This is a genomic window from Peptostreptococcus stomatis DSM 17678 (assembly GCF_000147675.1).
Taxonomy (GTDB): Bacteria; Bacillota; Clostridia; order Peptostreptococcales; family Peptostreptococcaceae; genus Peptostreptococcus; species Peptostreptococcus stomatis.
The window spans coordinates 53488-68992 of the sequence record NZ_ADGQ01000004.1; the positions used below are offsets into that span (position 1 = coordinate 53488).

Annotated in this window: 14 protein-coding genes and 1 riboswitch; of the genes, 10 read left to right on the forward strand and 4 right to left on the reverse strand. The window is 35.2% G+C overall.

The genetic code is table 11. The features are described from left to right. Positions 1–193: 193 nt before the first annotated feature. Entirely contained in the window at positions 194–721 is a 528-nt protein-coding gene (locus tag HMPREF0634_RS00850; protein WP_040565571.1) for a hypothetical protein, read from the forward strand. 129 nt (positions 722–850) lie between these two features. On the opposite strand, the gene ispG is transcribed toward HMPREF0634_RS00850, so the two are convergent. From ispG to HMPREF0634_RS00865, 3 genes are all read right to left on the reverse strand, one after another. Beyond that, positions 851–1906 carry a flavodoxin-dependent (E)-4-hydroxy-3-methylbut-2-enyl-diphosphate synthase gene (gene ispG, locus HMPREF0634_RS00855; protein WP_007788051.1) on the reverse strand — a complete coding sequence of 352 codons (1056 nt, stop codon included), beginning with the start codon at positions 1904–1906 and terminating at the stop codon, positions 851–853. An 11-nt stretch (positions 1907–1917) separates the two neighbouring features. Further along, positions 1918–2928, reverse strand: coding sequence for an RIP metalloprotease RseP (gene rseP, locus HMPREF0634_RS00860; protein ID WP_007788054.1), 1011 nt, complete (start codon positions 2926–2928; stop codon positions 1918–1920). Between the two features lie 168 nt (positions 2929–3096). Then, complete coding sequence (locus tag HMPREF0634_RS00865; protein ID WP_007788072.1) at positions 3097–4284, reverse strand: 1-deoxy-D-xylulose-5-phosphate reductoisomerase; 1188 nt, start codon at positions 4282–4284, stop codon at positions 3097–3099. A gap of 315 nt (positions 4285–4599) precedes the next feature. Here HMPREF0634_RS00865 and HMPREF0634_RS00870 point away from each other — a divergent pair, with 315 nt between their 5' ends. The 8 genes from HMPREF0634_RS00870 (at position 4600) to HMPREF0634_RS00905 (ending at position 13563) form a co-directional block, all read left to right on the forward strand. Further along, on the forward strand, positions 4600–5010 hold the full coding sequence (locus HMPREF0634_RS00870) for a replication/maintenance protein RepL (RefSeq protein WP_007788144.1): 411 nt from the start codon (positions 4600–4602) through the stop codon (positions 5008–5010). Positions 5011–5015: 5 nt separating this feature from the next. Next, complete coding sequence (locus tag HMPREF0634_RS00875; RefSeq protein WP_123795768.1) at positions 5016–5648, forward strand: hypothetical protein; 633 nt, start codon at positions 5016–5018, stop codon at positions 5646–5648. 95 nt (positions 5649–5743) lie between these two features. After that, a complete protein-coding gene (clpB, locus tag HMPREF0634_RS00880) occupies positions 5744–8332 on the forward strand; it encodes an ATP-dependent chaperone ClpB (protein WP_007788122.1) in 2589 nt (862 codons plus the stop codon). Between the two features lie 465 nt (positions 8333–8797). Beyond that, entirely contained in the window at positions 8798–10093 is a 1296-nt protein-coding gene (gene brnQ, locus HMPREF0634_RS00885; RefSeq protein WP_007788050.1) for a branched-chain amino acid transport system II carrier protein, read from the forward strand. Positions 10094–10418: 325 nt separating this feature from the next. Then, positions 10419–10724: a hypothetical protein gene (locus tag HMPREF0634_RS00890; protein WP_040565573.1), complete on the forward strand. Its 306-nt coding sequence runs from the start codon at positions 10419–10421 to the stop codon at positions 10722–10724. A gap of 123 nt (positions 10725–10847) precedes the next feature. Then, positions 10848–10947, forward strand: a riboswitch (SAM riboswitch). 75 nt (positions 10948–11022) lie between these two features. Continuing rightward, on the forward strand, positions 11023–11991 hold the full coding sequence (locus HMPREF0634_RS00895) for a methionine ABC transporter ATP-binding protein (protein WP_007788151.1): 969 nt from the start codon (positions 11023–11025) through the stop codon (positions 11989–11991). Next, positions 11981–12634, forward strand: coding sequence for a methionine ABC transporter permease (locus HMPREF0634_RS00900; protein ID WP_007788037.1), 654 nt, complete (start codon positions 11981–11983; stop codon positions 12632–12634). Before HMPREF0634_RS00895 ends, HMPREF0634_RS00900 begins: the two co-directional genes overlap by 11 nt. Before the next feature lie 104 nt (positions 12635–12738). Beyond that, positions 12739–13563: a MetQ/NlpA family ABC transporter substrate-binding protein gene (locus HMPREF0634_RS00905; RefSeq protein WP_007788127.1), complete on the forward strand. Its 825-nt coding sequence runs from the start codon at positions 12739–12741 to the stop codon at positions 13561–13563. Positions 13564–13677: 114 nt separating this feature from the next. Here HMPREF0634_RS00905 and HMPREF0634_RS00910 read toward each other — a convergent pair whose 3' ends face one another. Further along, positions 13678–14148 carry a type I restriction enzyme HsdR N-terminal domain-containing protein gene (locus tag HMPREF0634_RS00910; protein ID WP_007788029.1) on the reverse strand — a complete coding sequence of 157 codons (471 nt, stop codon included), beginning with the start codon at positions 14146–14148 and terminating at the stop codon, positions 13678–13680. A 224-nt stretch (positions 14149–14372) separates the two neighbouring features. On the opposite strand from HMPREF0634_RS00910, the gene HMPREF0634_RS00915 reads away from it, so the two are divergent. After that, on the forward strand, positions 14373–15431 hold the full coding sequence (locus tag HMPREF0634_RS00915) for a DUF1002 domain-containing protein (RefSeq protein ID WP_007788131.1): 1059 nt from the start codon (positions 14373–14375) through the stop codon (positions 15429–15431). Positions 15432–15505 lie beyond the last annotated feature (74 nt).

Consider the following 15505-nt stretch of genomic DNA (forward strand, 5'->3'; position numbering starts at 1 on the left):
TAGGCATGAATCATTGGCTTTTAACCCAAATCAGCCAGGAGGGCTTTTATTAGAAGCTATATTATGATGCCTTGTGATTATAAATATCGAGATTGCATATCTGTGTGAATTATGGCAAATAGTGGAAATATAAGGATATATACTAAGTTGATTTAGAAAATAGGTGTAATTCTAAGATATCTGGAGGAAGTGTATGAATCCTGAATCAAGGTTAAGAGATAAAAAAATGAAATCTAATTCAAGGACCAGGAAGGCCTATATAATGGTAGAAGTAGTGGTATATTTGATGATAGCCAGCCTTATTTTTATGTCTATAGGTTTAATTTTTAGGTCGTCTATATCGATAAAGACTAGCATAGTAAATAAGATAGAAATGAGGGAAATGGCCTCGGTGGTAGAAGATAGGATTAGGTATGAAATGAATAATAGTATTGGCATTACTAGAGTATGGGGGAAAAATACAGGTGAAACTAGCTATAAAAATGTTAGGAAAATTGAATATAGGGCCTATGATAAACTTCAAAAAGAAGTCTTACTAAATAAGTATATATCAATAGAAGGAGACAGGATATATGTGGAAAATGAAGGTAAGTATCAAATTGGGAGACATATAGAGACTATGGATATAGATGATAAAGGAGACTATATGAAATATAAACTAGGCTTTAAAATTGGAAAAAATACTTATTCGAAAAAATTTATTCTACTTAAGAAATTATAGCTATTGAAGGATGACAGATTGAACTTTAAAGGACATAGGAAAGGTTGATTAGAAGGAATACAAATTGAAATCTTATACATGGAAAAATAAAGGGTCCCTTTCATAAGTCATGAATAGGGACCTTTTAGTCTAAAGATTATTTATTTCTTCCAAAAGGGTATCAACTATAGTTTCCTGAGGGATTTTTCTTATGATTTCCCCCTTCTTAAAGAGCAGACCAACCTTGTCTCCACCTGCAATACCAATATCAGCTTCCCTGGCTTCACCGGGACCGTTAACTGCACAACCCATAATGGCTACGGTAATATCCTTGTCGATAGAAGAGATTTTCTCTTCGACCTCACTCGCAAGGTCTATCAGGTTTATATTACACCTACCACAAGTAGGGCAGGATACAATTTTTATCTTATCATTTAGGATGTCTAGACTCCTTAGTATTTCTTTGGCCACAGGTATTTCCTCTGTAGGATCACCTGTTAGGGAAATTCTAATAGTGTCACCAATACCATCGGCCAAGAGAGAACCGACACCTATGGCTGACTTGATAGTACCCCTTTTAATTCCACCAGCTTCTGTAATACCCAAGTGTAGAGGGTAGTCAACTGTCTTAGACATAAGCCTATAGGCTTCTATTGACCTTATTACATCAGAATTTTTAAGAGATATTACTATATCGTGAAAGTCCAGGTCTTCTAGAATCCTAACATGCCTCATGGCCGATTCAACCATGGCTTCGGCTACAGGTCCACCATACTGGTTCAGGAGGTCTTTTTCTAATGACCCGCCATTAACGCCTATCCGAATTGGGATATTATTGTCCTTGCAGGCACTAACAACCTCTTTGGTCTTAGCTAGACTACCTATATTACCAGGATTTATCCTGATCCCGTCAACCTGGCTTTTGACTGCTTCAAGAGCTAACCTATGATCAAAGTGTATATCGGCAACAATTGGTATATTTATTTCTTTTTTTATATTGGCTATATTTTTAGCTGCATCCATATCTACCACAGCCACCCTTACAAGGTCGCAGCCAACTTCTTCTAGCCTGTGTATCTGGCTGATTGTAGCCTTAGCATCCCTGGTATCGGTAGTTGTCATAGATTGTACTGATATAGGGCTATCTCCACCTATATTTAGGTTTCCAACCCTTACCATCCTGGTTTTTCTTCTTTTATAACTCATTTTTTACCTTTCTAACTTAGCAGTCTGATTATATCCTTGTAGGTTACAAACAACATCAAGCCTAAGATTAGAATTAGACCAACTGCATTGATATAACCCTCTATCTTAGCAGGAAATTTTTTACCACCCCTAAGGGCTTCTATAAGTAACATGAGTATTCTCCAACCATCAAGGGCCGGTATAGGAAGTAGGTTCATCAGGCCTATATTTAAGCTGATGATGGCCGTCAAGTAGAGAACATTTATAAGTCCTGTTGTAGCTGCATTTGAAACCATTTTTACTACGCCTACAGGTCCTGATATGGCATCGGCAGCCTTACCTGATAATTGACCACTAACCAGCTTCCACAAAAAGCTAAGCATAGTTTTAGAAGTATCGTATGTAACCACAAAGGCCTGTTTTACAGCCTTAATAGGTTGATTTCTTTCATAGGCAGGTTGTATACCTACTATGTACCTTCCTCCCTGATTTTGGGCCTTTAATTTAACAGTGTCAACATGGTTTTTTCTCTTGTATTTTATAGTCAGTTCTTCTTTACCATACTTATTTACAAGTTTACTTATGTCATTAAATTCTTTAGTTTTCTCTCCATTTATAGAAAGGATGACATCATTCTTTTGTAGACCTGCAAGAGCAGCAGGGGATTTACTTATAACCTGACTAAACTTGGTAGTCGGTGCACCTATAAAGAAAAAAACAGGTACTAAGAGGATTATACAAAATACTATATTGACAAAGGGTCCTGCAAAAATAGTAAGGAACCTATCTTTTAAAGATTTTTTTCCAAATGAATTTGGGTCATCAGAATCTTCATCTTCTCCCTCCATGGCAACATATCCACCTATGGGGATCATCCTTAGGGAATACTTAATTCCCTGGGATTCTTTTGAGAATATCTGGGGTCCCATTCCTATAGAAAATTCATGTATAGTTACGCCAGCCCTCTTGGCCAATAAAAAGTGTCCTAGTTCGTGGACAAATATAATTAGTCCGAAAACTAAAATAGCAACAATTATATTCATATTTCACCTACCTTTATTTTAATTAGAACTCAAACCAGTAAAATCTTAGGTATGACTCTTCATTGACTAAATAATTTACTGGGTTTTCTATATGATTATATACTATAACACAAGCCTTTAATTATGCTTAAGATTAATAGATATAAGTAATTTATATATTTTATTCCCCTAAATAGAAGAAGTTAATAATTTATTTATATATGACCTGGTCCAAGTATCCATATTAATTATATCCTCTAGGCTTGGTTGGTCTATAAAGGCATGGTCATCCATGGCCATTTCAATATACTTAGGTATGTCATAAAAACCAATTCTATCATTTAGGAAAAATTCAACAAGGACTTCATTGGCTGCATTTAAGACAGTCGCCGTACTACCACCCTCTCTTAGGGCCCTATAGGCAAGGGCTAGGCAGGGAAAAACTTCCAAATCAGGTCTCTGAAAATTAAGGCTGGCAACTTTAAAGAGGTCTAGCCTTTCAAAATCACTGTCAAGCCTGCTTGGGTAAGAAAGGGCATACTGGATAGGAACACGCATGTCCGGGCAACCTAGTTGGGCTATGACTGATGAATCTTTAAACTGGACCATAGAGTGAACTATACTCTCAGGATGAACATGGACTATTATGTCCTCAGGCTCAACGTCAAATAACCACTTGGCCTCTATAACTTCTAGCCCCTTATTCATTAGGGTAGAAGAGTCTATACTAATTTTTTGACCCATTGACCAGTTAGGATGCTTAAGGGCATCAGTCTTGCTTACATTTACCAGGTCTTGCCTTGATTTACCCCTAAAAGGACCACCTGAGGCAGTTAAGAGGATTTTATCTATTTTATTAGAACCCTCACCGTTTAGGCACTGAAATATAGCACTATGTTCGCTGTCAACTGGCAGTATCTTTGCCTGGTGTTTTCTAGCTAAGTCCATGACTATCTGTCCGGCAGTGACCAAGGTTTCCTTGTTGGCAAGGGCAATGGTAGTTGAATTTTTAATTGCTTCTACAGTTGGTAATAGGCCAATCATGCCAACAACAGCAGTTACCAGTATATCTATAGTCTTAGATCCTGCTATCCTTATCAAGCCTTCAAGCCCCTTGTATACTTGAAGCTTATCTAGGTTTGAATTGGTAGACCTATTTATATTTACAGTCTCCATAAAGTTTTCATAAGCAAGCTCATCATATATGGCAACTGCTTTAGGTTTAAATTCATTTATTTGATCTAATAGTTTACCTATGCTTTTATTTACAGTCAAACCTTCTACCCTGTATAAGTTAGGATTTTTTCTGATAACATCAAGGGTTTGGTTTCCTATGGAACCTGTAGATCCTAGGATTGATATATTTTTTATACTCATGATTTCACTTCCTTTTTTAAATGCTTAATATATTATAGCATAAGTGTATAAGCTAAATATGTAATAAAAAATATTTTTTTATGATAATTTTTTTAGTGTAGACCTATAGTTTGTAGGCAAGGTCTCATTTTTTTAAATTATAAATATAAATAAAAATTATCAAAATGATAAACTTAAGTTATATAAAATAATAAATTAATGAGGTTTATTAGGTTGACGGCTGAACAATTAAGGTATATATTATAGGAAAGTGGTGGCTAAGAATGGGATTATTATAGATAAATAAGACTAGTAGATAGTGAGGAAGTGATATAATTGTTTGATTTAGAACATAAACCAAGAAAATTAAATAAGGATAGGTATAGTGAAAGCCAGATGGTCAACTATAATAAGGAGCATGAAAGGTTTATCAATATATCACCTAACAACTATATCAGGTCTTTGAAGGATACCACTACAAAGAAGGCTATGATACCGATGGTCCTGATAAGCCTAATGGATAAGAATAACAAGATATATATGACCCTAGACGACCTGTCAATTGAACTGGACTATCCAAAGACAGCCTTATCCGTACTATTTGGCCAGTACAAAAAGATGGATTTTCTAAAGAAAGTCAGAAATGGCTTGTATATGGTTAACCCATTGGTATCGTATAGGGGGTCTAAGTATGAGAGGGATAAATTGATTAAGGAATATAATACTGTATACAAGGGAAAGAAGTGATAGATATGAATTATATATTTGATAGAGATATAATGAGGTGGTTTGACCACCTCTTTGAGAAGCATACAAATACTTTTTCGATAGATAATTTTATATGTAATATGTATGACGAGGCTAGGTCTTTGGATATGAGAAAGGTCCTTCCTCTGCCTATAAAGATGTACAAGGATGATAACGTGATTAGCCTGGCCAAAAAAGAGTCAAATTATTGGACGATAAGTTTTTTGCTGTCTTCTAAATATGTCTATGAATTGAGAGAAAATGTTCATCCATATTTTGGACACTATATATATGAGAATATATCAGTCTATAACAATGATGAAGTATATTCCTTTGTTAATAAATACATAGTGGATATATTGAATTTTATGGTTGACTATGTGTATTATCCTGAAGAAGATGACTACTATATAGACTATAGGGATGAATTTATAAAGACTTGTTCTGGTATAGAGTATGGTAAGAGGGTCTTGGTTACAGATGATATATATATGTACATTCTTTCCAAGGAAGAGTTGAACTTTATCGACAAGTCAGAAAGATTTAATTTGGAACTAAGATTTGACTCTAGATCAGGTCAGGAATTAATGGATGCAATAGTAGATTTGAGTAGGTCAATACTACTTAGGAGTAAGTGACCTAAAGAAAATGATAGGGATAGCGTATAAAAATAGAGAGTATAGATGTATATAAAAATAGATAAGTTATAAAATATAGAAGGGAAGTGTAAATTATGAATGTAGAAAAAATGACACTAAGAGTACAAAATGCTTTGAATGATGCTTTTTCGGAGGCAGTTCGTAATAATAACCAACAGGTTGATGTAATTCATCTACTATACGCCTTGTTAGACCAGGAAGATGGATTGATTCCTAATATAGTAGAAAAAATGAATATAAGTTCTGAATCACTAAAGAAGTCAGTAAAAAATGAAATATCTAAGTTACCAAGCGTGACTGGTGGCGGGGCAAACTCTCAAGGAGTAACTGCCACTAGGGGAATAAATGAAATCATGGTTAATGCAGAAAAGATAGCGGATGATTTTAAGGATTCCTATATAAGTGTTGAACATATAATGCTTGCTATATTTGACAAAGAGAAATCATCTGTAATAGGAAGAATATTCGGTCAGTATGGTTTGGTTAAGCAGGAATTCTTGAATGTACTTCACCAGGTTAGGGGTAACCAAAGGGTTGACAGCCAGGATCCGGAGGGAATATATGATGCCCTTACAAAATACGGAACTAACCTTGTAAAACTAGCTGAAAATAATAAATTAGACCCAGTTATTGGTAGGGATGAAGAGATAAGAAGAGCCATTAGGATCCTATCAAGAAGGACTAAGAATAATCCGGTCCTAATAGGAGAACCAGGTGTAGGTAAGACAGCCATAGTAGAGGGTCTTGCCCAAAGAATTGTAAAAGGTGATGTACCTGAAGGTTTAAAGGACAAGGTAATATTTTCCTTAGATATGGGTGCTTTGATAGCTGGCGCCAAGTATAGGGGTGAATTTGAAGAGAGATTAAAGGCTGTTTTAAAGGAGGTATCTAGTTCTGAAGGTAAGATAATATTGTTTATAGATGAAATACACACTATAGTTGGTGCAGGTAAGACTGAGGGTTCAATGGACGCAGGTAATTTGATAAAACCTATGTTGGCAAGAGGAGAACTCAACTGTATTGGTGCAACAACATTTGATGAATATAGAAAGTATATTGAAAAGGACAAGGCCTTAGAAAGAAGGTTCCAGCCAGTTATAGTTGACGAGCCAAGTCTTGAAGACACGATATCAATTTTAAGAGGTTTAAAAGAAAGGTTTGAAATACATCACGGTATTAGAATACATGATAATGCCATAGTTGCAGCTGCAAAGCTATCAGACAGGTATATACAAGATAGGTTCCTTCCAGACAAGGCGATTGACCTAATAGATGAGGCAGGAGCTATGATTAGGTCGGAGATAGATTCTCTACCAACAGACCTGGATATAGTCAGAAGAAGACTATTAATGTTAGAAACCGAAAGAGAGGCCCTTTTAAAAGAGGAAGATGAAAAGTCAAAGTCAAGATTGGAAGAATTAGAAAAGGAACTGGCTGACCTTAAGGAAGAAAATGATAGTATGACAGCCAGGTATGAAAAGGAAAAAAATAGGATTACAGAACTAAAAGTCCTTAAGTCTAACTTGGATGAGGCTAGGGCCAAGGTTGAAAAGTATGAAAGAGAGTATGATTTCAACAAGGCTGCAGAAGTTAAATTTGGCCAGATACCAAAATTAGAAGAGGAAATCAAGAACTTTGAAGATAAGTATGATAGTGAAAGTGGTGAAAGTCTCCTAAAAGAAGAGGTAACAGAAAATGAAATTGCAGATATTATTTCCAAGTGGACTGGTATACCAGTCAGCAAACTAGTTGAGACTGAGAAGGCCAAGTTACTAAACCTTGAAAACCAGCTACATAAGAGGGTTATAGGCCAGGATGAGGCAGTTACCGCTGTATCTAATGCAATCTTAAGGTCTAGGGCAGGCCTTAGTGACCAGAAAAAACCTATGGGTTCATTTATCTTCTTGGGTCCAACAGGTGTTGGAAAGACTGAGTTGGCCAAAACATTGGCAAGAGACCTATTTGACAGCGAGGATAGCATAGTAAGAATAGATATGTCAGAGTATATGGAAAAGCATAGTGTATCTAGGTTGGTAGGACCACCTCCAGGCTATGTAGGTTATGAAGAAGGTGGCCAGTTGACAGAGGCAATACGTAGGAAGCCATATTCAGTAATCTTGTTTGACGAAATTGAGAAGGCCCATGATGATGTATTCAATATATTCCTACAGATACTTGATGATGGTAGGTTGACTGACAACAAGGGGAAGACAGTTGACTTCAAAAACTCTTTGATTATAATGACATCTAATATAGGAAGTTCAACCCTACTAGAAGCTGGCGGTAATATTGATGAAAATGTAAGTGAAAGCGTACTTAAGCAGATGAGATCAAGGTTCAAGCCTGAGTTCTTGAACAGGGTGGATGATATAATCATGTTTAAGCCACTTATGAAGGATGAAATTAAGCAGGTTATTGATATATTCTTTGCAGACTTGGCAGCTAGGTTGTCAGAAAATAATATAAGTGTAGACCTAACAGAAGCAGCAAAAGACCTTATGATAAAAGAGGCTTATGACCCGGTATACGGTGCAAGGCCATTGAAGAGGTATATAAGTAACAACATAGAAACTATACTTGCAAGGAAGATTATTGGTGGCCAGATAAAACCTGGTGACAGGGTTAAGATAGATTCACAAGATGATCAAATAGTGATTTCCTAAATAAGAACTTTCTAAATAAAAGGCAGAAATATCTTAAGCAGAGATTTTTTCGATATATAGACAAATTGTATATTAAGGTTAAGTCTGGTGAAAATTTAGATATATAGGAAATTTATATACCCATCTTAGCTTTGCATAATAATATTAAGTAAGATAAGGTATTAGATTTAAAATAATGAGTATATAAACTTTTCAGGGTGCACAATATTATATTATGTACCCTGATTTTTTTGCTGATATCTATATAAAATAAAAAGGTATTTTTTGAGAATAGATTTAAAGAATAAAAATATATATTTTAATTAAATTTAAAAAAGAAAAATATGCAATGATTTACCTTAGATAAATTTATGAAAAGGTTACTTTAGATGATAAATTAAAAAAATTATTTGACAATACTGAAAATTAAGGTTATACTCTAAGAGAACTAATTTAATTTTGATTATTTTTAAGGAGGAGTTCAAAATGAGTATCAAATTTAAAGACATTGTTGTCGTAGGTTTCGCATTATTCGCGATGTTCTTTGGTGCTGGTAACTTAATTTTCCCACCGTTCTTGGGCGTGATTTCAGGATCTAAATGGTTTATATCATTTATAGCATTCTTGTTCGCAGATGGTGGTTTGGCATTATTAGGTGTTATCGCAGCTACAGGTACACAGGGCGACATGATGGCATTTTTCGGAAGAGCTGGTAAGAAGCTTGGTGTTGTAATAGCATCATTAACTATCCTTTGTATAGGACCATTTGTTGCTATACCAAGAACTGCAGCTACAACTTATGAAATAGGTATAGTTCCTAATTTCGGACAGAGCCTAAGCCCAATAGTTTTTGCAATTATATTCTTCGTAATAGTTCTAGTATTAACTATTAAGCCTTCAAAGGTTGTAGATATAATTGGTGCTTTCTTGACACCAGTACTTCTAATCTGTTTGGCAGTATTGATCGTAAAGGGTATAGTAAGCCCACTTGGAGCACCACTTGATAGAACTCTTGTTGATAACGTATTTATAAGTGGTATCAACGATGGTTATCAGACTCTTGACGGTATGGCAGGTGCGGTATTCGCTGGTATAGTTATAGCATCTGTTAAGCAGAAGGGTTATACTGAAAAGCAGGCTCTAGTTAAGGCTACAATACTTGCAGGTATAGTAGCTGTTGTAGGTTTGGCCCTAGTATATGGTGGTCTTTCTTACCTAGGAGCTACTGTATCTCCACAGTTTGACAATACAGTTGAAAGAACTACACTTGTTATATCAATAACTCAGGCTATACTTGGTGGACCAGGTAAGGTAATCCTTGGTCTAGTTGTTGGTCTAGCTTGCTTGACTACAGCTATAGGTCTTACATCTTCTTGTGGTAACTACTTCAGTGACCTTACAGAAGGTAAGCTTAAGTATGAAGTTATAGTTGTTGTGGTTTGTATATTCTCAGCAATCGTATCTAACTTTGGTGTTGACAAGATAATTAAGATAGCAGCACCTCTACTATATATGATGTACCCAGCGGTTGTTACTCTAATACTTCTTGGTCTAATCCATACAAAGATTCAGAACAAAAATGTATACGTACTAGCAGTTTGGGTTGCTCTAATACTAGGTATTGCCCATGAATTATCATCTATAAAAGTATTCGCAGGTCTAGCAGGCCTAACAGAAGCTTTAAACAAGTTACCAGGTTCAGCGGTAGGATTCTACTGGATTATACCAGTTGTAATTGCAGCTATAATTGGTAAGTTCATAGGAGCTAAGAAAGAAGCTTAAGAGACTTATAAGTATAAGTTTTGACTAATTAACACAAAAAATAAACACACAGACAAGATCCCGGTTGATTTATTCAATCGGGATTTTTATGTTTACCTAAAAGACACTTAATATAAAATCAACCTATAGACTCAAGATGAAGCCTAAATATTAGTCAATTTCCAAACTATGTAACTTGAAAATAAGAGGGTCATATATTATAATGTTTATATAAATAATAGTCTGTAGGGCTGGTAGGTATATCAGTACTTATATAGGGTAGAAGTTGGAGGATTATAATGTCTAAAAATACGGGAAAGAACAAGAAAAAAATAAACCATACTATATGAAACAGGATCATCTTGATAAGAAGGATGATAAGGGCAGTAATTCACCTATGTCTAATAATACCTTCTTGCTAGGTGTAGGTTTTTTGATTATTATATATTCTAGGTATTTGGCTAACCAGCTTTCTTCAGTCTTGGTTAATATATTGGGTCTAGGAGTAATGTTCTACGCTATGTTTAGATCATTCAATGAAGATAAGGAAAATGAAAAAAAGAGGGCAGTAGTTATTGATATCATAATAATGGGAATAATAGGACTTGCTATGATTTACAGTATTTATTGGTTAACACAGGTTGCCTTTTAGCTTTTTTTATAAGGCTTTCAGAGGTTTTTTCTTATTGTTAAAAGACTAACTTAAAAAATATTGAAAAAATTATTGACAAAGTTCAAGTAATAACTTATCATAAGTACATAACAAAATACAAATCTCTTATCGAGAGTGGTGGAGGGACTGGCCCTGTGAAGCCCGGCAACCTAACTTTGTTAAGGTGCTAAATCCAGCGGTGTATATAACCGAAAGATGAGTAGTATTTCCAAGTCTGGGTATATTTTACTCAGGCATTTTTTTATTATTTATTAGAATTTATAGAAAGGAGTATTAGATGATTGAAATAAAAGAAGTAAATAAGTTTTATGGTCAAAATCAAGTTTTGACTGACATAAACTTAAACATAAAAGACGGGGAAATATTCGGCATCATAGGACATAGTGGCGCTGGTAAATCTACGATACTGAGATGTATTAATAGGTTAGAAGACTTTGATTCAGGTTCTATATACGTCAATGGACAAGATGTAGCCAATTTGGACGATAGGGCTCTTAGAAACCTAAGAAAAGACCTAGGCATGATTTTCCAACATTTCTCTCTTCTAGAAAGAAAGACTGTTTTTGAAAATGTAGCCCTACCAATGGAATGTTTTAAATATTCCAAGGAGGAAATAAAGTCTAGAGTTGAAGAACTATTAGACCTAGTTGGTATTTTGGATAAAAAGGATGTAAAGCCAAGAAACCTAAGTGGTGGACAAAAGCAAAGAGTTGCCATAGCGAGGGCCTTGACGATGAATCCATCCGTATTACTTTGTGATGAGGCTACGTCAGCCTTAGACCCAAAGACTACAAAATCTATTCTAGACCTTCTACAGGAGATAAACCAAAAGCTGGGCATAACTATAGTAATAGTTACCCACCAGATGGAAGTAATAAAGCAAGTTTGCACAAGGACTGCCATAATGGATGCTGGTAAGGTTTTAGAAGTGGGAGAAACAGAAGAAATATTCTTAAAGAATAACAAACCTCTAAGAAAATTACTTGGAGAAGAAAATATAGTCCTACCTAGTGGTTGTAATTTAAAGCTACTGTTCACTAATGACAGATCAAATGATCCTGTAATAACAGGTATGGCTAGAGAGCTTTCCATAGACGTATCTATAATATATGGTAAATTGGAAAAGTTTAGAGAAAATATACTGGGATCACTTATTATAAATGTTCCAAGGGAAAGACTTGGAGATGTTGAAAAATATTTAACTGATCATGGTATGAGATGGCAGGAGGTAGACAATGAGCTTTAAAGATTATATGATGAATTTATTCCCGACTGCCTTTATGGAAACACTTTATATGATTTTGGTTCCGACTTTAATAGCATCTATAATTGGTTTTATAATTGCAATCATTTTGGTAATAACTAAGGATGATGGATTAAAGCCTAATAAGACTGTATACAATACATTGGGACTAATAGTAAATATATTTAGATCCTTCCCATTTATTATCTTAATTGTAGCTATTAGTAGCTTTACAAGGTTGGTTGTGGGAACTAGTATTGGTAATACAGCGGCCCTAGTACCAATTACAGTTGGTACAGCACCTTTCATAGCAAGATTGATAGAGTCGTCTTTAAATGAAGTAGACAAGGGCTTAATCGAGGCTGCAAAATCATTTGGAGCAACAAATGTACAGATAATTTTTAAGGTTATGGTAAAGGAGTCAGTTCCATCTATTGTATTAGGGGTAACCCTTACAATAATATCAGTGCTAGGTTACACTGCAATTGCAGGAGCTGTTGGTGCTGGTGGTCTTGGTAATGTGGCTATCGTATACGGATACCAGCAATTTGATAAAAATGTGATGTTCTTCACAGTTGTTGCCCTGGTAATCCTGGTACAAATTATCCAGAACCTAGGAGACTTTTTGTATAAAAAGTTAAAGTAATAACTTATATAAAATAGCTAACTAAATTTAGAATTTAGTGCTATAATATAAATTAAAATTAATTGGAATTTTTAGAAAAATAAAAAATTTTAGGAGGTACAAGTATGAAAGCAAAGAAATTTTTAACACTAGCTGCAGTAGCAGTACTATCATTAGGCCTAGTTGCTTGTGGAGCAAACAAGGAAGCAGATAAGGGTGGATCTTCAGGTGATGATAAGACTATCGTAGTAGGTGCAACACCTAACCCACACGCACAGATATTGAACGAAGTAGTAAAGCCAATTCTTGAAAAGGAAGGATATAAGCTAGATGTTAAGGTATTTAACGACTATGTTCTACCTAACAAGGGCTTGACTGAAAAGTCACTAGATGCTAACTACTTCCAGCATGTACCATACTTAGATGAGTACAATGCTAAGAATAAGACTGACATAGTATACACAGCTAAGGTACACTTAGAGCCAATGGGTGTTTATTCAAATTCTCTAAAGAAGGTTAGTGATGCTAAGGATGGTGCTACAGTTGCTGTTCCAAACGATGCTACAAATGAATCAAGAGCTCTTAAGTTACTTGCTAGAGAAGGTTTAATAAAGGTTGCAGATAAGGACCTATTAACTAAGAACGATATTACTGAAAATCCAAAGAATATTGAAATTAAGGAGCTTGCAGCTGAACAGCTACCAACAGCATTAAAGGATGTAGACCTTGCAGTTATAAACTCTAACTATGCACTTGAAGCTAAGCTAAACCCTACTAAGGATTCAATCGCAATCGAGTCAACTGATTCTCCATATGCTAATATACTAGCGGTTAGAAAGGGTGACGAAAGCAGCGAAAAGATTAAGGCTCTTACAAAAGCCCTTACATCACCAGAAGTTAAGAAGTATATCGAAGAAAAGTACAATGGTGCTATAATAGCTTCTTTTTAATTAAGGTATAAGAGCATACAAAATTTAAATGTAAAATATAAAGAAGAGGTCAGCATTTGACCTCTTCTTTTACGTTTATATGTATTTATTTACTATAGGCTTGATGAATTATCCCTAGTGGTTATGGTGGTGGTCTTCACAACCACAATCACATTCAGGGTGTTCAGCCATATACTTCTTATATTCATTTTCAACAGCCTTATATTCTTCTAACATCTGATTATAATTAGGAAGGGCTTCTTCATCTTCTAACTCTGTTCCATTCCAGTCTGCATACATCATCTGGTCACCATTTGTAAGAATCATCCTACCAACGTGAGTAGATTCATCAATCAACTCAAGGAAGTCCATCTGACCATCAACAACGCTTTCAGTTAATTCTATATCATCGTCTAAGCAAACTACTATCATAAGTGGTAGAAGGGCACCCTCTTCATCTTCAGTAGTAACTGTGATATCTATAGTACCCTCTACACCTTCCTCATACTCTGATAGGGGAGTATCAATTTCAATCATTTCTTCAGGAACACCTAATTCCTGGATCAAATATTCTACAACTCTATCTTTAACTAATTCTTTTGACATATTTTTCTCCTTTCAAACTTTAGGTCTTAAATACCTTATAAATAATCTAGCTAGCTAATCCAAGACCTAGCTGGATATTTATCATATCAAGTATATTATAGCATTGTAAGTATTTAAAGTCTAGAATTTATACCTTTAAAGGTAAAATTAAGCATATAGAGATATCCTCATAATACAGATTGAGATTAAGGAATAAACTAGAAATCTGTATTGGAGGTATGAAAATGAACATATTTAAAAATAAGAGTAAAAAAAATATTAAAAGCAAGATATTATCCTTGGTAGCTATGCTAGCTATGACGACAGCATTTGCAGGTCATGCCCTTGCTGATTCCGGTGAAGTTGTAACGCTGGGAGCCAACTTAAATGCCAGTCAGAAACAGGCTATTTTAAACTACTTTGGTGTAGATGAGGCAAACTCAAATATAATTTATGTAAACAACCAGCAGGAGAGGAAGTATCTGGGAGGTATAGCACCAGAGGCCCAGATTGGCAGGGTGACAATGTCGTCTTCATATGTTGTGCCAACGACAAGTGGTGGTATAAATGTAAAGACATCAAATATAACTTGGGTAACTAGTTCTATGATAGCATCTACACTTGCTACAGCTGGTGTGGAAAATGCCAATGTAGTAGCGGCAGCCCCATTCCCAGTAAGTGGTACAGGAGCCTTAACAGGTATTACAATGGCCTTTGAAAAATCATCTGGAGAGAAATTGACAGAAGAGAAAAAGAAGTTGGCCAACAAGGAGCTGATAACTACAGGTAACCTTGCTGAATCAGTGGGTAAGGACAAGGCGGCAGGTATAATCAACGATACTAAGAAGGAAGTAATAAAGAAGGATATGGACTCTGAAAAGGAAATTAAGGATACAGTAAAGAAGGTAGCTGACAACTATAATGTAACCCTTAATACTGGTGATATAAATATTATTACCAACCTAATGAAGGATGTAGGTAACCAGAACTACAACTACAATGATATGAAGGATACTTTGAACAATGTAAGTGCCAATGTAAAGAACAACCTAAGTAAGGCCGGTGAAAAGATAGAGTCTAGTGGTATAATAGACAAGGCTTCATCATGGTTGAAGAACAACAAGGATGCAAGCAACTTCTTTAATAAGTTTGACGATTCAAAGCTATCTAAGAATGCTGTGGTAAGTACTACATCAACAGGACTAGAAGAGGCTAAGAAGGCTGCTGGTGACCTGGCAGACAAGGCTCAGAAGTCAGGTCTACTTGATAGAATAATAGAGTTTATAAACTCATTTTTTAACTAGTTTATAAAAATAGAGGTATACATTTACGAGTAAATGTATACCTCACTTTATTTGTCTTAATTTAAACTTCAAGG

Excerpts from the sequence above, each read along its gene's own strand:
- HMPREF0634_RS00890 (WP_040565573.1), top strand. The coding sequence starts at position 10,419 with ATGAAACAGGATCATCTTGATAAGAAGGATGATAAGGGCAGTAATTCA.
- HMPREF0634_RS00915 (WP_007788131.1), top strand. The coding sequence starts at position 14,373 with ATGAACATATTTAAAAATAAGAGTAAAAAAAATATTAAAAGCAAGATA.
- ispG (WP_007788051.1), bottom strand. The coding sequence starts at position 1,906 with ATGAGTTATAAAAGAAGAAAAACCAGGATGGTAAGGGTTGGAAACCTA.
- brnQ (WP_007788050.1), top strand. The coding sequence starts at position 8,798 with ATGAGTATCAAATTTAAAGACATTGTTGTCGTAGGTTTCGCATTATTC.
- HMPREF0634_RS00875 (WP_123795768.1), top strand. The coding sequence starts at position 5,016 with ATGAATTATATATTTGATAGAGATATAATGAGGTGGTTTGACCACCTC.
- HMPREF0634_RS00850 (WP_040565571.1), top strand. The coding sequence starts at position 194 with ATGAATCCTGAATCAAGGTTAAGAGATAAAAAAATGAAATCTAATTCA.
- rseP (WP_007788054.1), bottom strand. The coding sequence starts at position 2,928 with ATGAATATAATTGTTGCTATTTTAGTTTTCGGACTAATTATATTTGTC.
- HMPREF0634_RS00895 (WP_007788151.1), top strand. The coding sequence starts at position 11,023 with ATGATTGAAATAAAAGAAGTAAATAAGTTTTATGGTCAAAATCAAGTT.
- HMPREF0634_RS00900 (WP_007788037.1), top strand. The coding sequence starts at position 11,981 with ATGAGCTTTAAAGATTATATGATGAATTTATTCCCGACTGCCTTTATG.
- HMPREF0634_RS00865 (WP_007788072.1), bottom strand. The coding sequence starts at position 4,284 with ATGAGTATAAAAAATATATCAATCCTAGGATCTACAGGTTCCATAGGA.
- clpB (WP_007788122.1), top strand. The coding sequence starts at position 5,744 with ATGAATGTAGAAAAAATGACACTAAGAGTACAAAATGCTTTGAATGAT.
- HMPREF0634_RS00910 (WP_007788029.1), bottom strand. The coding sequence starts at position 14,148 with ATGTCAAAAGAATTAGTTAAAGATAGAGTTGTAGAATATTTGATCCAG.
- HMPREF0634_RS00905 (WP_007788127.1), top strand. The coding sequence starts at position 12,739 with ATGAAAGCAAAGAAATTTTTAACACTAGCTGCAGTAGCAGTACTATCA.